The 23950-nt window shown below is 60.9% G+C and carries 19 protein-coding genes; 6 read left to right on the top strand and 13 right to left on the bottom strand.

Annotated features, from left to right (window positions below; all coding sequences use genetic code 11):
• Positions 1-123 precede the first annotated feature (123 nt).
• The 3 genes from dxs to AO353_RS06645 all read right to left on the bottom strand — a co-directional run bounded on the left by dxs (position 124) and on the right by AO353_RS06645 (position 3259).
• Positions 124-2022 (bottom strand): 1-deoxy-D-xylulose-5-phosphate synthase, encoded by a 1899-nt coding sequence (gene dxs, locus AO353_RS06655; RefSeq protein WP_054594237.1) that lies wholly within the window; start codon positions 2020-2022, stop codon positions 124-126.
• A 110-nt stretch (positions 2023-2132) separates the two neighbouring features.
• Complete coding sequence (gene ispA / locus AO353_RS06650) at positions 2133-3020, bottom strand: (2E,6E)-farnesyl diphosphate synthase (protein WP_054594236.1); 888 nt, start codon at positions 3018-3020, stop codon at positions 2133-2135.
• On the bottom strand, positions 3017-3259 hold the full coding sequence (locus AO353_RS06645; protein ID WP_027617730.1) for an exodeoxyribonuclease VII small subunit: 243 nt from the start codon (positions 3257-3259) through the stop codon (positions 3017-3019). The genes ispA and AO353_RS06645 overlap by 4 nt, the downstream gene beginning before the upstream one ends.
• A gap of 342 nt (positions 3260-3601) precedes the next feature.
• Here AO353_RS06645 and AO353_RS06640 point away from each other — a divergent pair, with 342 nt between their 5' ends.
• The 6 genes from AO353_RS06640 to AO353_RS06615 are packed head-to-tail and all read left to right on the top strand — an operon-like array spanning position 3602 to position 13821.
• A complete protein-coding gene (locus AO353_RS06640) occupies positions 3602-4393 on the top strand; it encodes a YfaP family protein (RefSeq protein WP_054594235.1) in 792 nt (263 codons plus the stop codon).
• Between the two features lie 51 nt (positions 4394-4444).
• Positions 4445-6169 carry a DUF2138 domain-containing protein gene (locus AO353_RS06635; protein ID WP_054594234.1) on the top strand — a complete coding sequence of 575 codons (1725 nt, stop codon included), beginning with the start codon at positions 4445-4447 and terminating at the stop codon, positions 6167-6169.
• A complete protein-coding gene (locus AO353_RS06630; protein WP_054594233.1) occupies positions 6154-6804 on the top strand; it encodes a DUF1175 domain-containing protein in 651 nt (216 codons plus the stop codon). Before AO353_RS06635 ends, AO353_RS06630 begins: the two co-directional genes overlap by 16 nt.
• The gene (locus tag AO353_RS06625; RefSeq protein WP_081013705.1) at positions 6801-11372 is read left to right on the top strand and encodes an alpha-2-macroglobulin family protein; all 4572 of its coding nucleotides are present in this window, start codon (positions 6801-6803) and stop codon (positions 11370-11372) included. The genes AO353_RS06630 and AO353_RS06625 overlap by 4 nt, the downstream gene beginning before the upstream one ends.
• Before the next feature lies 1 nt (position 11373).
• Positions 11374-13005 carry a DUF2300 domain-containing protein gene (locus AO353_RS06620; protein WP_054594232.1) on the top strand — a complete coding sequence of 544 codons (1632 nt, stop codon included), beginning with the start codon at positions 11374-11376 and terminating at the stop codon, positions 13003-13005.
• 3 nt (positions 13006-13008) lie between these two features.
• Entirely contained in the window at positions 13009-13821 is an 813-nt protein-coding gene (locus AO353_RS06615) for a YfaP family protein (protein ID WP_054594231.1), read from the top strand.
• Here AO353_RS06615 and AO353_RS06610 read toward each other — a convergent pair.
• From AO353_RS06610 to eat, 10 genes are all read right to left on the bottom strand, one after another.
• Positions 13812-14957, bottom strand: coding sequence for a Fic family protein (locus AO353_RS06610; RefSeq protein ID WP_054594230.1), 1146 nt, complete (start codon positions 14955-14957; stop codon positions 13812-13814). The two genes, AO353_RS06615 and AO353_RS06610, sit on opposite strands and share 10 nt — an antisense overlap.
• Before the next feature lie 138 nt (positions 14958-15095).
• Positions 15096-15545 (bottom strand): DUF3828 domain-containing protein, encoded by a 450-nt coding sequence (locus tag AO353_RS06605; protein ID WP_054594229.1) that lies wholly within the window; start codon positions 15543-15545, stop codon positions 15096-15098.
• 562 nt (positions 15546-16107) lie between these two features.
• A complete protein-coding gene (locus AO353_RS06600) occupies positions 16108-16857 on the bottom strand; it encodes a S24 family peptidase (RefSeq protein ID WP_054594228.1) in 750 nt (249 codons plus the stop codon).
• A 230-nt stretch (positions 16858-17087) separates the two neighbouring features.
• Complete coding sequence (ppa, locus tag AO353_RS06595; protein WP_019693833.1) at positions 17088-17615, bottom strand: inorganic diphosphatase; 528 nt, start codon at positions 17613-17615, stop codon at positions 17088-17090.
• A gap of 122 nt (positions 17616-17737) precedes the next feature.
• Positions 17738-18550, bottom strand: a complete 813-nt coding sequence (locus AO353_RS06590; RefSeq protein WP_054594227.1) for a zinc-dependent peptidase — start codon at positions 18548-18550, stop codon at positions 17738-17740.
• Positions 18551-18556: 6 nt separating this feature from the next.
• Complete coding sequence (locus AO353_RS06585) at positions 18557-19213, bottom strand: DedA family protein (protein ID WP_054594226.1); 657 nt, start codon at positions 19211-19213, stop codon at positions 18557-18559.
• Between the two features lie 352 nt (positions 19214-19565).
• Entirely contained in the window at positions 19566-20027 is a 462-nt protein-coding gene (locus AO353_RS06580) for a GNAT family N-acetyltransferase (protein ID WP_054594225.1), read from the bottom strand.
• A gap of 129 nt (positions 20028-20156) precedes the next feature.
• The gene (eutC, locus tag AO353_RS06575) at positions 20157-20981 is read right to left on the bottom strand and encodes an ethanolamine ammonia-lyase subunit EutC (protein WP_054598188.1); all 825 of its coding nucleotides are present in this window, start codon (positions 20979-20981) and stop codon (positions 20157-20159) included.
• 11 nt (positions 20982-20992) lie between these two features.
• Positions 20993-22387, bottom strand: a complete 1395-nt coding sequence (locus AO353_RS06570) for an ethanolamine ammonia-lyase subunit EutB (protein WP_054594224.1) — start codon at positions 22385-22387, stop codon at positions 20993-20995.
• Between the two features lie 178 nt (positions 22388-22565).
• Entirely contained in the window at positions 22566-23936 is a 1371-nt protein-coding gene (eat, locus tag AO353_RS06565) for an ethanolamine permease (protein ID WP_054594223.1), read from the bottom strand.
• Between the last annotated feature and the right edge of the window lie 14 nt (positions 23937-23950).

The raw sequence follows: 23950 nt of genomic DNA, 5'->3' as shown, positions 1-23950 counted from the left end.
CCAGCCAACGCGATTCTTCAGCAGGAACGCGTTGGCTTTTTTACGACTGCTTCGCAGCCGAACGGGGCGGTGCGGCGTTCCGACAAGCCCCCTCGCCACAGGGGGGGCGTACTTCCTGGCGGTTTAGAGGCCCAGCAGATGCAAGCGCTCGCGAATGGACGCTTCGATACCCGCTTCATCCAGACCACACTCGGCGAGCATTTGCGCCGGCTTGGCGTGCTCGACGTAGACGTCCGGCAGGCCTAGATGCAGCATCGACTTGAGGATGTTCTCGCGGGCGAGGAACTCGCTGACCGCGCCACCGGCACCGCCCATGATGGCGTTTTCTTCGATGGTCACCAGCAACTCGTGGCTGCCGGCGATCTCGCGTACCAACGCTTCATCGAGCGGTTTGACGAAGCGCATGTCGACCACGGTCGCATCGAGTTTTTCAGCGACTTTCAGTGCTTCGGCCAATTGCACACCGAACACCAGCAGGGCGACGGTGCTGCCCTGGCGACGAATCACGCCTTTGCCGATTTCGATCGGTTCGAGGTTCTTCTCGATTGGAGCATTCGGGCCGGTGCCGCGCGGGTAACGCACTGCCGCCGGGCCGTTGTACAGATGGCCGGTGCTGAGCATTTTGCGCAATTCGTTTTCGTCGCTCGGGGTCATCACCACCATGCCGGGGATGCAGCGCAGGAACGACAGGTCGAAACTGCCGGCGTGAGTCGGGCCGTCTTCGCCCACCAGGCCTGCACGGTCGATGGCGAACAGCACGTCGAGGTTTTGCACCGCGACGTCATGGATCAGTTGGTCGTAACCGCGTTGCAGGAACGTCGAATAGATCGCCACCACCGGTTTGGCGCCTTCGCAGGCCATGCCGGCCGCGAAAGTGACCGCGTGTTGCTCGGCAATCGCCACGTCGAAGTAGCGCAGCGGGAAGCGCTCGCTGAAGGCCACCAGGTCGGAGCCTTCTTTCATTGCCGGGGTGATACCGACCAGGCGCGGGTCAGCCGCAGCCATGTCGCACAGCCACTCGCCAAACACGCCGGAGTACTTTGGCCCGCCGGCTTTTTTCGGCGCGGCGGCAGGAGCGTCCAGCGGTTCGAGCTTGGTGATCGCGTGGTAACCGATCGGGTCGACTTCCGCCGGGGCGAAGCCTTTGCCTTTCTTGGTCACCACGTGCAGGAACTGCGGGCCCTTGAGGTCACGCATGTTGCGCAGGGTGGCGATCAGGGTCGGCAGGTCATGGCCGTCGATCGGGCCGATGTAGTTCCAGCCGAGTTCTTCGAACAGGGTGCCGGGAACCAGCATGCCTTTTGCGTATTCTTCGGTACGACGGGCGATTTCCCAGGCGCCGGGCAGGCGCGACAGGACCTTTTTGCTGCCTTCACGCATGCTGGCGTAAGTGCGGCTGGAAAGGATTTTCGCCAGGTAATTCGACAGCCCGCCGACGTTGCGCGAGATCGACATGTCGTTGTCGTTGAGGATCACCAGCATGTTGGCATCGACTTCCGGCGCATGGTTCAGCGCTTCGAACGCCATGCCCGCGGTCAGTGCGCCGTCGCCGATCACCGCGATCGCCTTGCGATCACTGTTTTGCAGACGAGCGGCAATCGCCATGCCCAGCGCTGCGCTGATCGAGGTGCTGGAGTGGCCGACGCCAAAGGTGTCGTACTCGCTCTCGGAACGACGCGGGAAGGCCGCAAGGCCGTCCTTCTGGCGCAGGCTGGCCATGCGTTCGCGGCGACCGGTGAGGATCTTGTGCGGATAGGCCTGATGACCTACGTCCCACACCAGCCGGTCGTCCGGGGTGTCGAAAACGTAATGCAACGCGATAGTCAGCTCGATGACACCCAGGCCAGCACCGAAATGCCCGCCGGTCTGACCGACCGTGTAGAGCAATTCCAGGCGCAACTCATTCGCCAGGGTTTCCAGCTCGGCTTCGCCTAACCGGCGCAGGCCGTCCGGCGTGTTGGCACGGTCGAGCAGGGGCGTGGTCGGGCGCTTGCGGGGAATCTCATGAAACGTCGTGGGCATCAGGCGAATCGTTATAGGTATAAAAGAGGCGGCAGTTTACCTGATGCATCGCACGCTGCCCACGCAGAGCTCGGAACTTGGCCGATTTACGGTGGGCAACGGGCGCCGGATCAGTTGCGGCGTTCGACGATATAGCGCGCCAGATCACGCAGCGGCTCGGCCGGCGCGTCAAACGGTCGCAGTGCGTGCAGGGCCTGATCGCGCAGTTCCAGGGCATAGGCCTTGGCCGCATCGAGGCCGAGCAGTGCCGGGTAAGTCGGTTTGTCCCGGGCGATATCGGCGCCCTGGCGCTTGCCGAGGGTTTCGGTATCGCTTTCGACATCGAGAATGTCGTCCTGCACCTGAAACGCCAGGCCGATGGCCTGTGCATAGGTCTGCAAGGATTTCAGTTGGTCTTTCTCGGCGCGGCCACTGGCCAGGGCGCCAAGCTTGACGCTGGCTTCGATCAGCGCGCCGGTTTTGTGCCGGTGCATGTATTCGAGAGCTTTTTGATCAAGCTTCAAGCCGACTGACCCCAGGTCGATGGCCTGACCGCCGACCATCCCGGCCGGGCCCGCCGCCAACGCCAGCGCGCTGACCATTTGCAGGCGGATTTCGGCATCGGCTGAATTCAGGCGCGGGTCGAGCAAAGCGCTGAATGCCAGGCTTTGCAGGCCGTCACCGGCGAGAATCGCGCAGGCTTCGTCGAATTTCTTGTGAGTAGTCGGTTGGCCGCGACGCAGATCGTCGTCGTCCATCGCCGGCAAGTCGTCGTGTACCAGCGAGTACGCGTGGATCAGCTCCACCGCACAGGCTGCGCCGTTGGCGTGCTCAGCCTCACCGCCCAGCGCTTCGCAGGCTGCATAGGCCAGCAACGGACGAACGCGTTTGCCGCCATTCATCACGCTGTAGCGCATGGCTTCATATAAACGTGCGAGTTCAGGGCTCGGCGCGGTGAACAGGGTTTCGAGTGCCGCGTTGACCCGGGCCTGACTGCTGGCCGAATACGCCGCGATCATTCTGGCTGTTCCGCGTCAAAGGGAGCCTCGGACAGCTCGCCATCACGCTCAAGCAGCACCTGAACCTTCTGCTCGGCCTGCGCCAGCGCAGCCTGGCAATCACGGGTCAGACCGATGCCTTGCTCAAAAGCGGTCAACGAGTCTTCCAGCGACAGCTCGCCGTTCTCCAGGCGCTCGACCAGCGTTTGCAGGTCGGCGAGGGATTGTTCGAAATCCAGTGCAGCTTTTTTGCGGGCCATGGCGGCGATTTCCGGTAGACGTTAAACCGGCGCGACACTAGCAGATAGGGGGGAGAGGGGCAAATGGGCGGGGTATTTGGCGCAGCCGTTGCGGGGTAAAAGCCACGTTGATGTCAGAACCTGTTGACGATCGATCCACTTTTCGGTCCGTCGTCCAGCCGCGGGCGTGATCCTCGCCGCAAATTTAGTTGTATCTGATTGTTAAAAACCGTCCATATCGCTAACCTTCGCGCTTTCTACGACCCAATAACCACGGGTCTTTCTGACGAAACACAGTTTTTTGATCTGTAACGCGCCGAGGACCGGGCGCAAGGTTTCGTTATGCATGGCAGGAGGCGTCACATGCGTTGTTTTCTTTCACTGCTGATCACACTGGTCTGCGCCTCGGCTGCCTGGGCAGGGCCCACGGCCGAAGTGTCGGAACCGGTGGGTGGCTGGCGCTATAACGGCCTGCTGGACCGCAGTGAAAACCCTCAAGTCGCCTATCCCACACCGCCCATCGATCGGGGCGTGCAGCGCAATCGCACGATGATCGAGGGGCAGCTCAAGGCCATTGGCACGCTACGCGGGCCCCACACTCTCGCGGTCAACGGCAATCCCCTGAATCTGTACACCGATGACAACGGGCGTTTCACCCGACCGTATGCGTTCGGTGCCGGTTCCAACAGCGTCGAAGTTCGTAGTTCCGAAGGCAAGTCGCTCAAGCGCGTGCAGTTCTATGAAGCGAATAACCTGCGCACCCCGGCGCGGATTCGCGTGGTGCTGGGTTGGGACGATCCGAAGGCCGAACTCGATCTGCACATCATTACCCCCGACGGCCAGCATGCGTTTTTCGCCCACACGACGTTGACCAATGGCGGCGGCCTCGACCCGGATGGTGTCGATGGCCCTGGCCCGGAAATGTTCACCATGACTGCACCGATGCATGGCACCTATCTGGTTTACGTGAACTATTGGGGCAACTTCGGCAGCGGCGGCTATAACTTCGATGAGTCCAGCAACCAGAACGAGGTGATCACCTCGCAGATCAATCTGGTGCTCAACGAAAACACCGTCGACGAAAAACGCGAGACGTTCATCGTGCCCTTGCGGGCTATCGGTGATCTGTTGCTGGTCAAGACTTTCAACTATTGAACATCCCGCACCACGGATGAATTGCCGAGCTTTGGGAACATGAGCGTGAACATGAGCGATAAGACGATTTCACCGGCTGATTCCCCGGCCGCCGGCGCACCTGCGGCCAACACCTCTCGTCGTTGGCCGGCGCTGCTGATCGGGCTGTGCCTGGTGGTCGGCGTGGCGGGCGGGTTGGGGTGGTTCATGCACAAACCCAAGGCGCCGCCTGCGCAGTTGGCCAGTGACAAACTGGGCATGAGCCGGCCGGACGGTCTGCTGGAAACCCGTTCCTTGAGCCAGTTGCCCAAGGACTTGCTGACAGTGCCATTTCTCAAGGAAACCCTGACCGAAGATTTCGTCTTCTATTACGAAGCCCATGCAGATCGCCTCGGGTTGATCGGCAGTCTGCGCCGGATCATTTACGAGCATGACCTCAAGTTGCAGGACAGCCTGATCGAACAGCTATTCGATCAGCCAACAGACGTGGCGCTGTGGCGTGGGGCGGATGGTCGCCTGAAGGACTTCCTGTTGGTGATGGATCGCGGTGGCCTGGCCAAGGTGCTGGAGCCGCTGGCTAAAGTGGCGCTGGATGATTCGCAGTTGAGCCAGCTCGGCGAGATGAAAGTCGCCGGCGATGTGGTGCCGGTTTATCAACTCACCTACAACGCCGGCAAAGCCCTGGTGTTTGCTTCTCACGGCGACAAACTGGTGGTGCTGTCCAACCCGCGCAAGCTGTATGACATGGGCCATGGTCCGACCGACGAGCACGGCATGGTCTCGACCCAGGCGCTGGAAGCACTGCTGGGTGGTGAAAAACTCTTCCCCGAAGCCTTTGGGCTGCAACCTAAAGCCCCGGAGGTCAAACAACGCCTCTCGGTCAACTCCAGCGTATTAGCCATGGGCTACCAGCGCTTCATCCCGAACTTCGCCGGGCTGCGTTTCGACATGGACGACAAGGGCTGGCACAGTTTCCTGGCCATGGATGAGCTGGAAAACCAGCCGGACTTCGATTTCAAACCGATCTGGCAAGCCATGCCCATGGGCGCCAGCGCCTGCGTGGCCCTGCCGCTGGCCGCCGAACAACAAAAACCGCTGCTGGTGAAACTCGGCGCCGACGAAGCGGTAGCCCAGGCCCTGACCGACCATGTGGCCGGTGCCGCCGGCCTCTGCTGGTATGCCGACTCACGGTTGTACACGCCGTTGCTGGTCGCCAGCCTGAATGACAAGGACAGTGCCAAGCTCGACGGCGATCTGGGCAAGCTGTTTGGCTCGATGGTCGGCGCTTATGAACGCAACGTCGCCGAACGCGCCTTTGCGGTGGTCGAGAAACAGCAAGGCGAAACCCATCGGTGGCAGCGCCAGGTCAGCTCCAACTTTGGCCAATACCCGGCCAAGGCAGCCGAGCAGCCTGCCGCAATCGCCGCCAAGGCATTCCTGCGGGTGAGCCTGGCGCGCCACGGCTCGACGCTGCTGTTCTCCCTCGACGACACACTGGTGGACAAGGCCCTTGGCACCCTCGACAAACGTTTCCCGCCACTGGCCGACGTATTGCCGAAAGATCAGTTGACGCCGCTCTACTTTGGCCCGGATTCCATGGCACAGCTGATGCAGCGGGAAACCCTGGATAGCCTGCCGCAAGACATGGAGCCGGTTTTCTACAACGCCGCGCAAACCTACCTGATTCCGAAACTGCGCACGCTCGGCGGCTACGGCAAATACGCCCTGACATTGCCCAAAGGCAGCGAGCCCGATGGCCACTGGCAATGGCTGCCGCTGGAATGGAAAGCCCTGTGACGGCACTCATCCGAGGCCTTGGCCTGCTGGCGCTGCTGCTCGGCACGCGGGCATTTGCCAGCGAAGCCGCGCCGCTTGACCCGCAGCAATCCCAGGTCTTTCGCGCCTGGTTCGTGCGCATCGCCCAGGAACAATTGACCCAGGGCCCGAGCCCGCGCTGGTTTCAGCAGGACTGCGCCGGGCTGGTACGTTTCGCCGCCAACGAAGCGCTGAAAGTCCACGATGACAAATGGCTACGTAGCAATGGCCTGTCCAACCGCTACCTGCCGCCGGAACTGCCATTGAGCGACGCCCAGCGCGGCCTCGCGCAGCAATGGCAGCAGGGCGGTGGCAAGGTCGGACCTTACGTCAATGCCATCAAGCTGATTCAGTTCAACAGCCGTCTGGTGGGCCGCGACCTGGCCCAGGCCCGGCCTGGCGATCTGATGTTTTTCGATCAGGGCGACGACCAGCACCTGATGATCTGGATGGGCCGCTACATCGCCTATCACACCGGCACCACCACCCCAACCGACAACGGCATGCGCTCCGCAAGCCTGCAGCAACTCATGACATGGAAGGACACCCGATGGATTCCCGACGCAGCCAACCCCAACTTCATCGGCGTCTATCGACTGAACTTTCTCTCCCAATGATCGGTGCCCGCATGTTGCGCATTTGTTCAAGACTGCCCCTGTTGTTGGCCTTGCTGGCCCCTTTGGCCACGGTCAATGCCGATGATTCCGTCGAGCCCAGCGGCTACACGGCGGTGGCCGGTGAAAGTTTTTTCCTGTTGGCCGACAGCAGTTTTGCCAGTGACGAGCAGGCGATGGTTCGCCTCGAAGCGCCGGGCCGCGACTATCGCCGATACCGTATGGAGCCGTACGGCGGCGCGGACATTCGGGTCTATCGGATCGACAAGCCGCTGGATTTCCTCAAGCGTCAGAAGAACCTGCACCGCGTGGTCAGCGACGGCCAGTTCAAGGGTGAAGGCCTGTCGAACACCCTCGCTTACCTGTGGGATAGCTGGTACCGCAAATCCCGTCGGGTGATGCAGCGAGCGTTTTCTTACGAGTCTCGCAAACAGGTCACCGAGCAAGTGCCGGAACTGAAGATGGGCACCGCCATCGTCGCGCGCACGCCTTACGACGCGCAGCCGCAATTTGCCTTGATTCCGGGTTTGCCGGTGGTCAGCCAATTTCGTTATCCGCTGTGGGAGGCCAAGCCGATCCAGCCACCTGCGGGTGTGAACCTGGCGGGTTCTTCCAGCGAGTTCATCAGTGTCGCGCCGGGTAATGTCTACATCCCGCTGGGTAACCTGAAGCCGGGGCTGTATCTGGTGGAGGCGCTGATCGGCAAGTACCGTGCGACCACTATGGTGTTCGTCTCCAACACCGTGGCCGTGAGCAAGATTGCTGGCGATGAACTACTGGTCTGGGCTGCCCGCAAACATGAAGGCAGTTCGGTGCCCAAGGTCAATGTGTTGTGGACCGATGGCCTGGGTGTCATGAGCAGTGGCGCCACGGATGCCGATGGTTTGCTGCGTCTGAAACACGTCAGCCCGGAGCGTTCCTTCGTGATCGGCGAAGACGAAGAGGGCGGGGTGTTTGTCTCCGAGAACTTCTATTACGACAGTGAGATCTACGACACCAAACTCTATGCATTCACCGACCGTCCGCTCTATCGGCCGGGGGATTGGGTGTCGCTGAAAATCGTGGGTCGCGAGTTCAAGAACGCCCGGGATTCGGTGTTGCCAGCGGCTGCCGACGTCAACGTCAGCGTGCTGGATGCCACCGGTACCGTGCTGCAATCGTTGGCATTGAAGCTGGATTCCAAGGCCGGTACCCAGGGCCGCTTCCAGTTGCCGGAAAACGCTGTGGCCGGTGGTTATGAGCTGCGCTTCAGCTACAAGGATCAGGCCTACAGCAGTGCCTTTCGCGTTGCTGAATACATCAAGCCGCACTTCGAGATTTCCCTGAGTCTGGCCAAACAGGATTACCGCACCGGCGAACCGGTCAAGGGTAGCCTCGTGCTGCTGTACCCGGACGGCAAGCCCGTGACCAACGCCAAGTTGAGCCTGAGCCTGCGCGCCCAGCAACTGTCGATGGTCGATAACGAGCTGCAATACCTCGGGCAATTCCCGGTGGAGCTGACCAGCACCGAACTGACCACCGATGCCAAGGGCAACGCCACGCTCGACCTGCCGGCCGCCGAGAAACCGAGTCGCTACATGCTCACGGTGTTCGCCAGCGACGGCGCGGCGTATCGGGTCAAGACCACCAAGGAAATCCTCATCGACCGCGGCGCCGCAAGTTTCCGCTTGAGCGCGCCGCAGCGCTTCAGTGCGGTAGGCGACAAGGTTGCATTCAGCTACGCCAACGAGGGTGGCAGCGAGCAGGGCAAAGCGCTGAGCCCGAGCACCTACAGCTGGGTGCGCCTGGAAGACCAGACCCAGGGCGAGGGCAAGCTCGCGGCCGCGGATAAAGGTTTTGCTCTGACGTTCGATCGCCCGGGTACCTACAACCTGACGTTGAAGGATGACCACGGTCGTGCGCTGGGTGGTACCGGCCATTCGGTCACCGGCGACGGGGTCAAAGCCGTACCAGGCACTGTGGAAATCGTTCTCGACAAACCCGAGTACAAGGCGGGCGATGAAGCGCTGGCACTGATCACGTTCCCCGAGCCGGTCAGTGATGCCCTGTTGTCTCTGGAGCGCGACAAAGTCGAGGCCACGGCATTGCTGTCCAAGGGCGGCGACTGGCTGAAAATGGAAAAGCTCAGCCCCACGCAGTACCGCGCGCGGATTGCGGTGAAGGACACGTTCGCCCCGAACCTGACCTTCTCCGTGCTCTACACCAAGGGCGGCCAATACAGCTTCCAGAACATCGGCATCAAAGTCGTCGCGCCGCAGATCGACGTGACCATTGCCACCGACAAGGACAGCTACCAGCCGGGCGACACCGTGTCGGTGGACCTGACCACCCGGTTCGCCGGCAAGCCGGTTCCGGCGCACCTGACGGTCAGCGTGGTGGATGAAATGATTTACGCGTTGCAACCGGAAGTCGCGCCGACCATCGACCAGTTCTTCTACCACCCACGGCGCAACAACGTGCGCACCAGCGCCAGCCTGTCGTTCATCAGCTACGACGTGGCCTTGCCGGGCAGCCCTGGCGCGCCAGGCAAGGCCAACCGTAGCGAGCGCGGAGTGAAAGTGCTGGAGCGACCACGCCGCGAAGACGTCGACACGGCGGCGTGGCAGCCGGAGTTGATGACCGACGCCAACGGCAAGACCCGTTTCACCTTCAAGATGCCCGACTCCCTGACTCGCTGGCGCATCACCGCCCGGGCCATTGCCGATGACGGTCAGGTCGGTCAGAAGAAGCAATTCGTGCGCTCGGACAAACCGCTGTACCTGAAGTGGAGCGGGCCCAGCAAATTCCGCAGCGGCGACAAACCGGATCTCGGGGTGTTCGCTTTCAGCCAGTCCGAGAAACCGGTCAAGGCCGAGCTGGTGAGCCATTACGGCGGCATCGATCAGCGTGTGCCGGTGACCCTGAACAACGGCATCAACTACATCGCGCTACCCGCCTTTGCATTGGCCAGTGGCGAGTGGACCGCCGAGTTGCTGCAGAATGGCAAAACTGCAGACGCCCTGGCCGTGCGCTTGACCGCGACCGGTGAAGGTTGGCAAGTGACTCAAAGCCAAAGTCTGGATGTGCTCGGCGGCGATACACCGCTGACCCTGCCGGCGGATGCCAGCGATATCCGCCTGCGGCTGGATGACAGCCCGCAAGCACTGTTCCGTTCGGCCCTCGACGACCTGTTGAGCTACCCGTACGGTGGCGTCGAGCAGACCGCCAGTCGTTTGCTGCCGCTGAGCATCGCTTACCCGACCTTGTCATCGAACCCGCGGATTCGCGACCGCTTGCGGCTGATCATGCAGAACAGCCGTCTGCGGCTGGTGCAAATGGCCGGGCCTTCCGCGTGCTTCACCTGGTGGGGCCAGGATGGCGAGCCGGACGCGTTCCTCACCGCTTACGCTTATTACGCCGACTGGTACGCCAGCAAGGCGCTGGATCTGAGTCTGCCGCCGGAGCACTGGCAGCAGGTGCTGGAGATCTATGCAAAACAGGCGAAGGACACGCCGCTGTTGCAGCGAGCGCTGATTGTGTCGTTCGCCCGGCAGATGCAATTGCCGGTGAATACGTTGCTCAGCGGTTTGATGGAAGATCTGGCGAAAGCCGGCGAGGGCAATGCTGCAAACCTGATGGACGAGGGGCAAGACAGCATCGTCATGAGCGATCCGGACTCGGCGCTGGGTCTGGCCAGTGCTCGCGTGCTGACCGCATCGATGGCCGTACAGGCGAAGGTCAATCTGCCGGACGCTTTCAATCGGCAATTGGCGGATGCCCGGCAACGTTTGGCCGCCAGCTCCCAGCCATTTGTCGAAGCCTTGAACCTGTCGCTGCAACCTTTCGATCAGGCACACGCGGCAACATTGTTGCAACGCCTGTTGCCGCAGCAATCGACCCTGGAGCGTGCTTTGGCGCTGACCTGGTTGCAACGCAGCATCGAACAGGCTTCCCCCGCTGTTGCATTGACACCGGGTGAAGGCTGGAAGCAAGGGCAGGGCGCTACCGGCGAAATCTACTGGCAGTGGCAAGGTGCGCAAGTGCCTGGCGTGTTGTCCCTGACCGGCGCCCAGGAGCGTCCGCTGCGGGCCGCGTTGAGCTTCCAGAGCAAGCAACCGGCATTCGATCCGATGGCCGTGACCATCACCCGTCGCCTGTCGCGGCTGGTGCCGGGTGACGAAGCCTTCAACTTCAAGCTGGAAGCGGTCGGCACCCAGCCATTGTCCAGTGACAGCCTGTACCTGGACGAAGTGATCATCGCCAGCAACGCCGCGAAGCCACTGCGCTACGGCATGCTCGAAGTGCCGCTGCCACCCGGTGCGGATGTAGAGCGTACGACCTGGGGCATCAAGCTCATGGGCAAGGCCGGCAGCGAGCCGAGCTCGCTGGAAAAGGCCCGTTTCGAACCGGGACAAATGGCCTACGCGATTCCGGTCGATGCCCTGAGCGGTGAATTGCGCTTGCGTCATCTGGTGCGTTTCTCGCAAAAAGGTCAGTTCAACCTGCCGCCGGTACGCTTCACCCAGGTCTATGCGCCACAGCACCAGGCCCTGGAACAGAAGCCGGCCCTCGGCCAGATCACGGTTAAATGACATGATCCGGCCTCTGGTCTGGTGGCTGCTGTGTCTGATCCCTGCGCTGGCCACGGCGCAGGACGAGCCGCTGCGCCTGGCTCTGAAGGGTGAGTTGCTGCAGTTGAGCCGGACTCAGGTGATGGCGCGCGAGCCGTTGCCGCAGACGCTGCAGACGCCGCTGGGAAGTGTGTGGAAGCTGTTCGTTTACGGGTGGCTGGTCGATACCGGCGCTCGTGAGCCGGTTTATGAGTGTCGCGGGCAGTCGAAAGAAGAAGTGTATTGCTGCACCGCTGGCGCGAGCATTGGGCGGGATCAGGCGTTGGCGAAATCCTGCGGGCTGTATTTCGAGCCGCAGCGGTTGGGTATTACTGACGCCGGTTGGCGGGAATATTGGCAGGCGCGTCAGGCGCCGGAGTGGTTGCTGGATTTGCCGTCGTTGCAGCCGCAAACCCGGGTTTCGGTGGCTGAGTTGTTAAAGGCCCTGGCGCTGATGCCAGCGCAGGATCAGGCCCGTCGAGTGTTGCTGGATGTGGTGTTGAACGCTGCTGATGGCAATGCCGTGGGTGAACTCGGTGGCCGCCTGCGAGTGAAAACCTGGAGTTGGCTGGGGGATCAGGATCCTTCGTCGCGTCAGGGCGGGTTCGCCGGATGGCTGGCGGACGGAACGCCGATCTGGGCCGGCGGGCGTGGTACCAGCCAGAGGGTCCTGCGTAACTACACAGAGGCGCTGTCCAGTGTGTTGCCGTCCACTTGGCCTGCGCAAGCGGGGCGATGCGTCGAAGTCAGCCTGTTCTCCCGCTATCCACTGCAACGCGTGCTCTCAGGTGATCGCGTGGCGCCCCCCGGCCCCTTGCAGGGCGACTACCGCGTCGAGTTCGTCAACGGTAACCAACTCGACATCCACAGCGATGGCGAGCTGTTTCTATTGAAGGACGGCCCTTCACAAAAGCTGGTCGCGCGCCTGGACCGTGAAGAATACGTCGCTCGCGTCCTCCAGCGCGAAGCCCGGCCCGAGCCCGCCGAAGCTGCCAAAGCCCAGGCCGTCGCGATCCGCACCTACCTGCTGCAAAATGCCACCCGCAGCGGTGACTGCCTGAGCATCGACGACAGCAGCAGTCGTCAGCGCGTCGCCCCACGCCCGGCCGCGGCGGACTCGCGCAACATTGCCGCCTGGACCAGCGACCTGGTTCTTGCCGGCAGCACCGTCACTTACCACTCCGATCAGACCGGCACAGACAAACTCTCCTGGCAGCAAGCCGTCGAACAAGCCAGTGCCGGCCAGCGCTACGACGCGATTCTGCTTCACGCCTACCCGCGCGCGAGCCTCAGCCGTTGGGACAATCCCGTCGCCTCCTGCGAGGCCCTGCCCGCCGCACAAGACTGGCTGCAGAAGCAGCGCCGCGGCTGGCGCCAGCGCCTTGAAAGCGAAGTCGGCTACAACGAAGTCAGCACCTTCGCCGTCTGCCGCCTTGCTTTCGGCCACCCTTATGTCGACCGCGAACGCCAGCGCATTTACGTGCGCGGCGTGCTGTCGCTACAGGATCGTCTGGACCTGACTCACGAATACCTGCACCTGGCCTTCGATGCACACCCCAACGGCCAGGACGAAACCTACATCGAAGGGCTCGCCCGCCACCTTTTACTGGAATAGGCCATGAAACATCGTTATCCACAGGTCATCCTGTTCCTTTGCGCCATGACTGCATTGCCTATGGCGATGGCAGCCGACGCCGTCAAACTCGACACCCCTGTCGGCGGCTGGCGCATCGGTGCCGCCGAGGGTGAAGGCGAAAACTTCCGTCAGACCGTCAACTACCCGGCTTCCTCGGTCAACACCCCAGTGGGCCAGGCCAACACCGCTCGCATTAACGGTCAAATCAAAGCCACGCCCAAGCGCAACGAGCCCGGCAAACTCATCGTCAACGGCGTCAGCATGCCGCTGAAACTCGACCCCGCCGGACATTTCGACCGCCCGTTTTCATTCCCCAATGGCAGCAATAGCGTCGAAGTCCGCAGCCCCGACGGTCAGCAACGCCACCGCACTCAATTCCTCCACCTCAGCGGCGGTGCGACCCCGGCCAAGCTGCGGGTCCTGCTGTCCTGGGACAGCGATAACACCGATCTGGATTTGCACCTGATCACCCCTGATGGCGCACACATCTGGTACGGCGACCGCGTGGCGCCCAATGGCGCGGCGCTGGATGTCGACGTCACCACCGGATACGGGCCGGAGATTTTTTCCATGCCGGCGCCGATCAAGGGGCAATACCTGGTGTATCTGAATTACTTTGGAGGCGGCTATCGCAGTGGCGAAGAGGGGCAGGAGAATGCTGTTCAGCCGCTGACGACAGCGCAGGTGACGGTGATTACAGAAGAGGGAACGCCTGACGAGAAGATGCAGACGTTTGTCGTGCCGATGCGGGCGGTGGGGGAGTTGACGCTGGTTCGGGCGTTTAGTTATCCGTGAGGGGGAGGGTAGCTGATCTGATACCGAGTACTACGACCGCCCCCTGGCAAACGCATCAGGCAGCCTTTCTCCAGCAACTCCGTCAAGTGTCGGGTTGCGGTGGCTTTGGATACTTTTGCCACGGCTTGATACTGGGCAGCGCTGATGCCGTTCTCAAAGCCGTTCTCGCCGCCATCGAGCAAGCGATTGAGTACTTTGACTTGTTCTGAAGACAGCGGATGTTCTCGATGCTGTTGCCAGAAGCGCGCTTTGCCGAGCACGCGGTCGATACGAACCATAGCCTGTTGAAGGCTGCGCAATAGTGTTTGCAGAAACCACTCCAGCCACTCGGTGATATCAAGCGTGGCTTTCTGAGAGGTCTCCAGCACCCGGTAATAACCGCTGCGATCATCCAGGATACTGGCGGACATGGCGTAGAAACGGATGACCTGGTTTTCGCCTTGAGCGAGCGCCAAGTCAGTGAGGGCACGGGTCAAACGCCCGTTGCCATCGTCGAACGGATGGAGGGTCACAAACCAGAAGTGCGCGATGCCGGCACGGAGCAATGGATCGAGTTGTGTCTTGGTGCGGCTGGTTTCGAACCAGTCGAGGAAGGCATCCAACTGCTGCTCCAAGCCGTCCCGCGCAGGGGCCTCGAAATGAACGGTCGGCTTATCCAGGCGGCCGGAAACCACCTGCATCGGCTCATCTCCACGCAAGGCGCCGACACGGATATTGCGTGCACTGAAGTCTTCTTCCTGAGCAGGGAACAACCACTCATGCCAGCGCAGCAGACGTTCAAGGTTCAGCGGCTCGGCGAAATGCTGGGTGGCATCCAGCATCAACTCCGCCAACCCTTCACTGCGCTTGCTCACGCGACTGTCGCCGACGTCTTCCAGGCCCAGACGTCGGGCCAGTGAAGAGCGGACCGAACCCACATTAAGCTGTTCGCCTTCGATGGCGGATGAGGTCACGATGTTCTGAAGTAACGAATCCAGCTCACTTTGTGCGGTCAGTTCCGCCCCCACATAACTGGACATCCCCAGCAAGCGACCTTGCGCCAGCACGCACTCGCGCAACAGCGGCGACAAGCGCTCGGACTGCCAGTGAAAGTGCGGCCAATCGGGCTGTTGCCAGATCCAGCGAGGATGGTCCATGGGGAAGGGCTCTTGAGTGTGAGCCGAATAAGGAGGTTATTCGGCTCATTTGATGAGCCGATTGTGTGAGCTATTCGGCTCACCGTCCAGTAGATCGTCAGTGCGCCTGGCGATTCAGAAGAAACGACCGGCCATCACTCAATCACTCTGATCCGCTGTGGACAGCACGTCATTGATCTTCCAGCAGCCATTGTTCTTGACCAGCAACACATCAACGATCTGGGTTGTATCGGGCGTATTGCCCAGTGTCACCTGCTCCCTGGCTGAAGCTCCCTGCACGAGTGGCTCACTGACCTGGATGTGGGTGAGCCATTCCTCCATGTAGTCTTGAGCCTTGATGAAATAGTCCTCTTCCAGCCCATCCGGGCTGGCCATCTGCTTTTTGATCTTGTCGATCAGCTCATCCGAAACGTACTGCTTCATCTGCGCAACATCATCGGTCAACGGATCTTTTCCAGCACTGAAGCTTTGCAGGTACCCGCTATAGAAAGCTTCGGCCACGGGCTTGGGGGAGCTGGCGCAGTCGGCGAAGGCAACAGGGGGATGAAAAACCGCTGCGGCGAACAGCAGGGAAAGCCACTTTCTCATGGTTGTGTCCTTACAGACTCGTTGGGATTGGGCGAGGCGTGGGGCATCCGCCGAGCCCGCTCAGGCGCCCGATAGATTGAGCGCTTTGGGGAAGGGCAGTCAATGGACGGCTTATGGGTTGGCGCGGGAATGGTCCGCCTGCACCGGGCTGGCAAGATGGAGCGACCGAGCTGGGTGCAGTGGTCAACTAATACCGGACACCTCGATAGGTGATTTTGACGCCATCGGGGAGGGGAATGCCTGAAACCCCCGCAATAGCCGGGCTATCAAGTGGTTTTATGGGGCAGGATTATTTCAGGCATTAAAAAGCCGGCTTGTGGCCGGCTTCTCGGGGACGGGCTTGGTTTATTTTTGGTAAACCGTACCAGCCTTCAAAACGTACACCCGGATCTTGCGTCCGGCTGTGGGACTTGGCGAGAAAATCATCTGCCTTGTCGGTGCGATCGGACCAGCACAGGGCGGGTCGATGCAAATGTGGGGCGCAGCATACTGATTTTTGTGGGAAATTCCCAGCGTGAAGTGCCGCCCAGAGCGTTGTGCTACTAAAAAGTGCGGTGTGGTATCAGCAAAATGGTACAGGTGGCCGTCGCTTGTTCAGCGTGGACCACCAGAAGACCCAGCCGAGGATTTCGATGTTTTGTTCTTCGATCTGTTTGGCGCTGAAGATTTCGTCGGGGTAGCCATTGCTGTTGTGGCTGCGCAGTCGCAGGGCGCCGGAGGGCAGGCGGTGCAGGTATTTGATTCGCAGCATGCCGGCGTGTTCGAGGGCGTAGATCTGGCCGTCGACGACCTGGGTCAGGCTGCGGTCGATGGCGAGGGTTGAGCCGTCTTCGATTTTTTCCGACATGCTGTCGCCGACCATGGGCACGCAGATGGCTTGGGCCGGTTCGACCTCCAGGCTCTCGAGGTGGCTTCGCGGCAGGCGGATGAACTCACCGGGGATTTCGACGACCTCGGTTTCGCTGGCGCCAGCGGTAATAGGGACTTCTTTATACAGCGGGATTTCTACATCGAGCGAATCGATATTCACGGTGTACACGCCGCGTGTTTCTTGTGCGTCGAAAACGTTGCCGGTCTGATCGGCCAGTTGGCCCGGGCCTGGGCGCCTGGGGCCTTCGCCGTTGAGCAGCCACAGGCTGTTGACGCTTAACAGGCGGGCGATTTCGTCCATGCGCGGATAGGGGACGCCGCGGATGTACCAGTTGTTCACGTGCTGGGGCTCGACGTTGCAGAAAGCCGCGAATGCCGTCGGGGTGATGTTCACCTCTTTCAGGAGCGCTTTGAAGCGTGGGCCGCATTTGTGCTTTTTCATGAATACGGAGTTTACGGGCCGGGGTGGCTGGATTAAATAAACAACCGGATCAATCTTCGCGGGAATATTCTGCTGTGGTGAAGGATATTGTTAGTTCATATTAAACATGTCTAAACGTTAGACTTTGTTTCATTAAACGCACTGTTTAAGTTGATGTTTTAACGCTCATAAAAAAACCCCGGATAACCGGGGTTTCTTCAAGAGGTCAGTGGCATTCAGCCAATGCCGTCTCAGCCTTTATAGGCAGCAACCGACTTCATGATCGCGGCGCGAGCGGCATCTGCGCCGTCCCAGCCTTCGATCTTCACCCATTTGCCTTTTTCGAGATCTTTGTAGTTCGCGAAGAAGTGCTCGATCTGCTGAATCAGCAGCGCTGGCAGGTCAGTGTATTCCTTCACGTCGACGTACAGCTGGGACAGCTTGTCGTGTGGAACAGCGATGACTTTAGCGTCGCCGCCGCCGTCGTCGGTCATGTTCAGGATGCCGACTGGACGCGCGCGGATCACCGAGCCTGGAGCAACCGGGTAAGGGGTCACGACCAGCACGTCGAGGGGATCACCGTCGTCAGCCAGGGTGTTCGGGATGTAACCGTAGTTGGCCGGGTAGAACATTGGGGTGGCCATGAAACGGTCAACGAACAGGCAATCGCTGTCTTTGTCGATTTCGTATTTGATCGGCGCGTGGTTGGCCGGAATCTCGATCGCGACGTAGATGTCGTTCGGCAGGTCTTTGCCAGCCGGAATCTTGCTGTAGCTCATTGGGCGGTGCCCCCGTAAGTGGCCAAATGACTTGGCCGGATTGACCAAAAAGTGGCGGCGATTATAGGCATATTCCGTCGCCTGCGCCACGTACCAGAGGTCGTATAGACCCAGGCAGGAAGCTAGTCGTGTGCCTGATAGCCCGGATGGGTGGCTTGCAGTTGCTCGAGCCTGGCCAGCGGGTCCTGGCGGTAAAACAGCTGCAGTTGCTGATAGACCTGTGGATAAGTTGCGTGCAGCAAATCCGGGGCGCTGAAGAAGTATTCGCTGGTGACGGCGAAGAACTCGGCCGGGTTTTCCGCCGCGTAAGGGTCGATGGCGGTGTTGGCGTGCGGATGGCGATCCAGTTGGCGATTAAGGTCGTCGTAGGCGTGTTGCATGACTTTCGCCCACTCACTGACGCGCATGTCGCTGTGCAGCGGCGGCAAGCCGTTGGCATTGCCGTTGAGCATGTCGAGTTTGTGCGCCAGTTCGTGGATCACCAGGTTGTAGCCTTCCCAGCCCCCACTGGCCATCACGCCCGGCCAGGCCAGAATGATCGGCCCCTGTTGCCAGGCTTCGCCGCTGTGCTCGCCGTTCCATTCATGCTCGACGCCACTGGCATCGCGATGGCGCTGCGGGCTGAGGAAGTCGTCGGGGTAGAGCACGATTTCGTGGAAACCCTGATACCAGTTCAAGTCGCCCAGGTGCAGCAACGGCAATTGCGCCTGAGCGGCGAGCAACAGGCGTTGTTCCTGGTGCAGTTCGACGCCGGGCAGGCAGGTCAGGTGTTTTTCTTGCAGAAAGAGCACGGCGGCTTCGCGCAGCCAGTGGTCTTCGGCCTCGCTGAGGCCGTCGAGGAAACTCAGGTGTTGGCGCACCCGCTGCCAGGTTTCATCGGCAACGGGGTGCTTGGCCAGCGTACGCCGGCGGCGCCAGGCGTTGAGGAACCACATGGACGCTCAGCGCGACGCGGCTTTGGAACTCGCGTTGGCCAGGCGATTGCGGATCACCCCAATGATCATCGGTACCAGCGACAGCAGGATGATGCCCACTACCAGCAACGACAGGTTCTTCTTGATGAACGGCACGTTACCGAAGAAATAACCCAGGGTCACCAGGCCGCCGACCCAGAGGATGGTGCCGAACACGCTGAAGGCGAAGAAACGCGGGTAAGGCATTTTGCCTACGCCGGCGACGAACGGTGCGAAGGTCCGGATGATTGGCAGGAAGCGCGCCAGGGTCACGGTCTTGCCGCCATGCTTGTCATAGAAGTCATGGGTTTGTTGCAGGTAGTCGCGACGGAAGATCTTTGAATTCGGATTGCTGAACAACTTTTCGCCGGCTGTTCGCCCGACAAGGTAGTTGGTGCTGTCACCGAGAATCGCCGCCAGCATCAACAAACCGCCCAGCAGCACCGGGTCCATGCCGCCACCGGCCGCTACCGCGCCGGCGATGAACAACAACGAGTCGCCCGGCAGGAAAGGCATCACGACCAGGCCGGTTTCGCAGAAAATCACCATGAACAGGATGGCGTAGATCCATGGCCCGTAGTTGGTCACCAGCAAATCGAGGTAGACATCGAGATGCAGGATTAAGTCGATCGGGTTGAAATCCATGGTGGGCACCTGTGGTAACGACCCGACTCAGCAGGCCTGTGCGAATATTTTGGAAAATTGGGCTACAGGGCTGTGGAGTTTTTCTTACAACCCGTGAGGTTCGTGATTATACGGACTGAAAGGTGAAAAGCGTGTCGAGTTTGTAGCGAGGGATTTCCAAGGGGAATTCTGGGGTGCCGGCAACTCACATAGATCCTCGTGGCGAGGGGGCTCGCCCCCGTTCGGCTGCGAAGCAGTCGTATTCAGGCAGCGCTATTTATCTGTCATACCGCGAATTCAGGCCCAGGGAGCGCTTCGCACTCCAACGGGGGCGAGCCCCCTCGCCACAAGAGCCCGCCTCACCACAAATAACTCAGAGCTCTTCGCTGATCGGCAAAACGTAGTTCTTGAACTCGGTGTCTTCGCGAAAACCGATGGATTCGTAGGTTTTCTGCGCAATTTTGTTGTCGCTGCTGGTCGAGACGCGCATGCGCACGGCCTGGGTTTCCTTGGCCATTTTCTTTGCGGTGCGCATCAGGTTGTCGGCAACCAGTTGCCGGCGGGCATCTTCGGCGACGTAGATGTCGTTGAGGATCCACACGCGCTTGAGCGACAGCGACGAAAAGCTTGGGTACAGCTGACAAAAGCCCAGCAATTTGTTGTCGTCATCATCGGGCAGGGCCAGATAGATCACCGACTCCTTGCGCCGCAGGCGCTTTTCCAGAAAGGCCCGGGACGAGTCTGGATAAGGCAGCGAGCCATAAAACTCGCGGTACTTGACGAACAACGGCGTCAGAAGGTCCAGGTGCTCGAGGGTTGCTTGAGTAATCCGCATGCTAGGCCTCAACTTTCAAGTAGATAGGGCGGCAGTTTCCAGTGGATACGACGGCAATCGGTTCACTGCTCGGGCAGCCGTTGGTCGACTCTGCCTGAAAGCGGATCAAAAACGCAATTCCAATACGGGTCAGGCATCCGGCAGGCTCAGTAGGAAATTTCCTTTCATATCAGCGTCATCTTTAGACCCAATAGTCTGGACCTTGGCTTCATCTTTCAGGTTAACCCCCGACAACTGCCGTCGACAGGCCTCGCGCATCAAGTACAGCAAACGGTGTGCCGCCATGCCATAGCTCAAACCTTCAAGGCGGACATTGGAAATACAGTTGCGATAGGCGTCCGTCAGGCCGACCTTTGGATTATAGGTGAAATACAAACCGAGACTGTCTGGCGAGCTGAGTCCAGGGCGTTCGCCGATCAGGATCACGACCATTTTTGCGCCGAGCAATTCGCCGATTTCGTCAGCCACGGCGACGCGACCCTGTTCCACCAGAATCACCGGCGACAATGACCAGCCTTCGGCGTGAGTCTGTTCTTCCATGCGCGCCAGAAACGGCAGGGTGTGCCGGTGCACCGCCAGCGCCGACAGGCCATCGGCCACGACGATCGCCAGATCAACGCCGCCCGGGTTGGCCAGCGCGTGTTCGCGCAGTTTTTGCGCGGACTCGTCACTCAACTTGCGGCCCAGGTCTGGCCGTTGCAGATAACTGTGGCGATCGCTGGCGGCGCTGTGCAGCAGCAGGCTGTCGCGTCCGCGCTCGGCCAGTTGCTGGCTGAGCCCGACATGATCGAAGGGCAAGTGCACGGCATCGCGCGCCTCGGCGTGGGCGTACTGGAAATCCAGTTGCGCGCTGGTCGGCATACTGGTGCCGGTACGACCCAGGGCGATGCGTGCCGGGGTCAGGCGGCGCAGTCCCAGCCAGGGGTTTTGCGGATCGACGGTTGGTTTATCCATCAGCAGATTACTCATCCCAGTTGCGCCATGGCCTGGCGGAAGGCCGGCGGCAGGTTGTTGCCGAAGTGCACCTTGCCGTCACCTTGGGTGAAGATGCCCATATGTGCCAGCCACCGCTCAAACTCGGGTGCCGGTTTCAGGCCCAGGGTCTGGCGCGCGTAGAGCGCGTCGTGGAACGAGGTGGTCTGGTAGTTGAGCATGATGTCGTCGGAACCGGGGATGCCCATGATGAAGTTGATCCCGGCTACGCCGAGCAGCGTCAGCAGGGTGTCCATGTCGTCCTGATCGGCTTCGGCGTGGTTGGTATAGCAGATGTCGCACCCCATCGGCACCCCGAGCAACTTGCCGCAGAAGTGATCTTCGAGGCCGGCGCGGATGATCTGTTTGCCGTTGTAGAGGTATTCCGGGCCAATGAAACCGACCACGGTGTTCACCAGAAACGGCTTGAAGTGCCGCGCCACGGCGTAGGCGCGGGTTTCGCAGGTTTGCTGGTCGATGCCGTGATGGGCATTGGCCGAGAGCGCGCTGCCCTGGCCGGTTTCGAAGTACATCAGGTTTTGCCCCAGGGTGCCGCGATTGAGGCTCAAGCCTGCTTCATACCCTTCCTGCAGCACGCTCAGGCTGATGCCGAAACTGGCGTTGGCCGCTTCGGTGCCGGCGATTGACTGGAACACCAGGTCCAGCGGCACGCCACGGTTGATCGCCTCGATGGAGGTGGTGACGTGGGTCAGCACGCAGGCTTGGGTCGGGATTTCGTAGCGCTGGATGACCGCATCGAGCATTTCCAGCATGGCGCAGATCGAGGCGATGCTGTCGGTGGCCGGGTTGATGCCGATCATCGCGTCGCCGTTGCCGTAGAGCAGGCCGTCGAGAATGCTCGCGGCGATGCCGGCGGGTTCGTCGGTGGGGTGGTTGGGTTGCAGGCGGGTCGACAGGCGCCCGCGCAGGCCCATGGTGCCGCGAAACCGAGTCACCACGCGGATCTTCTGCGCCACCAGCACCAGGTCCTGCACGCGCATGATCTTCGACACGGCAGCGGCCATTTCCGGGGTCAGACCAGGGGCTAGCGCGCGCAGGCTCTGCTCGTCGGCCGCATCGCTGAGCAGCCAGTCGCGAAAACCGCCAACGGTCAGGTGGCTGACGGTCTCAAAGGCGCGGGCGTCGTGGGTGTCGATGATCAGCCGGGTGACTTCATCGGATTCGTAAGGAATCAGCACTTCTTGCAGGAAATGCTTGAGCGGGATGTCAGCCAAGGTCATTTGCGCGGCGACCCGTTCGCCATCGTTCAGGGCGGCGACGCCGGCCAGAAAGTCCCCGGAGCGTGCCGGGCTGGCCTTGGCCATGACTTCCTTGAGGCCATCGAAACGGTAAGTCCGGGCGCCGACGGTATGGGCAAATGCAGCCATGAGCGGTGTCCTCTTGAATCTGTAAGTGATGACCCGTAGGAGCAAGGCTCGCCCGAGATCGGATCGCCGCGATGTCTCTGTCAGACCGCGGTGAAGCTATCGCGGGCAAGCCTTGCTCCTACGGGTGTTGCATTGTTTCAGGGCGGGCGCCGGGAAAACTGCCCGGCGCCGGTGCGACTCAGATACCCGTAAGCATCGCATCCGCCGGGGCGTCGAAGCGCTGTTTGGCGGTCAATTGGAAGTAGATGAAGCCGGCGACCATGAAACCGAGGAAAATCATCCCGATCAAGGTATTGAACCAGGCCATCGCCACCAGGCAGACCACCGCCAGGAACAACGCGATGCCCGGCACGATCGGATAACCCGGGGCGCGGAAGGTGCGCTCCAGCAGCGGCTCGGTTTTGCGCAGTTTGAACAGGCTGAGCATGCTGATGATGTACATCACGATAGCGCCGAACACCGACATGGTGATCATCGCGGCGGTCAGGGTCATGCCTTGCAGGTTGACCAGTCCGTCACTGTAGATCGCCGCGATGCCGATCACGCCGCCGGCCAGAATTGCCCGATGCGGGGTCTGGAAGCGCGAGAGCTTGGCCAGGCCGCGAGGCAGGTAGCCGGCGCGAGCGAGGGCGAAGAACTGGCGCGAGTAGCCGAGGATGATCCCGTGGAAGCTCGCCACCAGACCGAACAAACCGATCCACACCAGCATGTGCATCCAGCTGGAGTTGTTGCCGACCACGGCTTTCATGGCCTGAGGCAGTGGATCGTTGATGTTCGCCAGTTGGCGCCAGTCGCCCACACCGCCGGCCATCACCATCACGCCGATGGCCAGGAACACCAGGGTCAGGATGCCGCTGACGTAGGCCCGTGGAATGGTACGTTTCGGGTCCTTGGCTTCTTCGGCAGCCATGGCCGCGCCTTCGATGGCGAGGAAAAACCAGATGGCAAAGGGGATCGCTGCAAAGATGCCGGGGATCGAGGCGACCGTGAACTCATTGGAGCCGGACCAGCCGTTGAGCACGAAATTGCTGAAGCTGAAGCCCGGTGCAACCACGCCCATGAACACCAGCAGTTCGGCTACCGCCAGAACGGTCACCACCAGTTCGAAGGTCGCGGCAATGCTGACGCCGAGAATGTTCAGGCCCATGAACACGAAGTAGGCGCCGACCGCGGCGAGTTTCGGGTCAAGATCCGGGTATTGCACGTTCAGGTAGGCGCCGATGGCCATCGCAATGGCCGGTGGCGCAAAGACGAACTCGATCAGCGTGGCGATCCCGGCGATCAAGCCGCCTTTTTCACCAAAGGCCCGTCGGCTGTAGGCAAAGGGCCCGCCAGCGTGGGGAATCGCGGTGGTGAGTTCGGTGAAACTGAAGATGAAGCAGGTGTACATCGTCGCCACCATCAACGCGGTGACGAGGAACCCCAAAGTGCCTGCGGTGCCCCAGCCGTAACTCCAGCCGAAGTATTCGCCGGAAATCACCAGGCCGACGGCAATGCCCCATAGATGCAAGGTGCCGAGTGTGGGTTTGAGCGTTGTTGAAGAAGTCATAAGTCCTCTCTGTT

Origin of the sequence: Pseudomonas fluorescens, from assembly GCF_001307155.1 — a bacterium.
In the GTDB taxonomy this organism is placed as follows: Bacteria; Pseudomonadota; Gammaproteobacteria; order Pseudomonadales; family Pseudomonadaceae; genus Aquipseudomonas; species Aquipseudomonas helvetica.
The sequence above is the reverse complement of the archived record's forward strand: the minus strand, read 5'-3'. Positions and strand labels throughout refer to the sequence as shown.

Bases quoted from the DNA above. Each gene is read 5' to 3' on its own strand.
- ispA (WP_054594236.1), bottom strand. From the start codon at position 3,020: ATGATCGCGGCGTATTCGGCCAGCAGTCAGGCCCGGGTCAACGCGGCA.
- AO353_RS06610 (WP_054594230.1), bottom strand. From the start codon at position 14,957: ATGGACCATCCTCGCTGGATCTGGCAACAGCCCGATTGGCCGCACTTT.
- AO353_RS06635 (WP_054594234.1), top strand. From the start codon at position 4,445: ATGAGCGATAAGACGATTTCACCGGCTGATTCCCCGGCCGCCGGCGCA.
- AO353_RS06625 (WP_081013705.1), top strand. From the start codon at position 6,801: ATGATCGGTGCCCGCATGTTGCGCATTTGTTCAAGACTGCCCCTGTTG.
- AO353_RS06630 (WP_054594233.1), top strand. From the start codon at position 6,154: ATGGAAAGCCCTGTGACGGCACTCATCCGAGGCCTTGGCCTGCTGGCG.
- AO353_RS06570 (WP_054594224.1), bottom strand. From the start codon at position 22,387: ATGGCTGCATTTGCCCATACCGTCGGCGCCCGGACTTACCGTTTCGAT.
- dxs (WP_054594237.1), bottom strand. From the start codon at position 2,022: ATGCCCACGACGTTTCATGAGATTCCCCGCAAGCGCCCGACCACGCCC.
- AO353_RS06590 (WP_054594227.1), bottom strand. From the start codon at position 18,550: ATGTGGTTCCTCAACGCCTGGCGCCGCCGGCGTACGCTGGCCAAGCAC.
- AO353_RS06620 (WP_054594232.1), top strand. From the start codon at position 11,374: ATGATCCGGCCTCTGGTCTGGTGGCTGCTGTGTCTGATCCCTGCGCTG.
- AO353_RS06605 (WP_054594229.1), bottom strand. From the start codon at position 15,545: ATGAGAAAGTGGCTTTCCCTGCTGTTCGCCGCAGCGGTTTTTCATCCC.
- AO353_RS06645 (WP_027617730.1), bottom strand. From the start codon at position 3,259: ATGGCCCGCAAAAAAGCTGCACTGGATTTCGAACAATCCCTCGCCGAC.
- ppa (WP_019693833.1), bottom strand. From the start codon at position 17,615: ATGAGCTACAGCAAGATTCCGGCTGGCAAAGACCTGCCGAACGACATC.
- AO353_RS06585 (WP_054594226.1), bottom strand. From the start codon at position 19,213: ATGGATTTCAACCCGATCGACTTAATCCTGCATCTCGATGTCTACCTC.
- AO353_RS06600 (WP_054594228.1), bottom strand. From the start codon at position 16,857: ATGAAAAAGCACAAATGCGGCCCACGCTTCAAAGCGCTCCTGAAAGAG.
- eat (WP_054594223.1), bottom strand. From the start codon at position 23,936: ATGACTTCTTCAACAACGCTCAAACCCACACTCGGCACCTTGCATCTA.
- AO353_RS06580 (WP_054594225.1), bottom strand. From the start codon at position 20,027: ATGCGGATTACTCAAGCAACCCTCGAGCACCTGGACCTTCTGACGCCG.
- AO353_RS06615 (WP_054594231.1), top strand. From the start codon at position 13,009: ATGAAACATCGTTATCCACAGGTCATCCTGTTCCTTTGCGCCATGACT.
- AO353_RS06640 (WP_054594235.1), top strand. From the start codon at position 3,602: ATGCGTTGTTTTCTTTCACTGCTGATCACACTGGTCTGCGCCTCGGCT.
- eutC (WP_054598188.1), bottom strand. From the start codon at position 20,981: ATGGATAAACCAACCGTCGATCCGCAAAACCCCTGGCTGGGACTGCGC.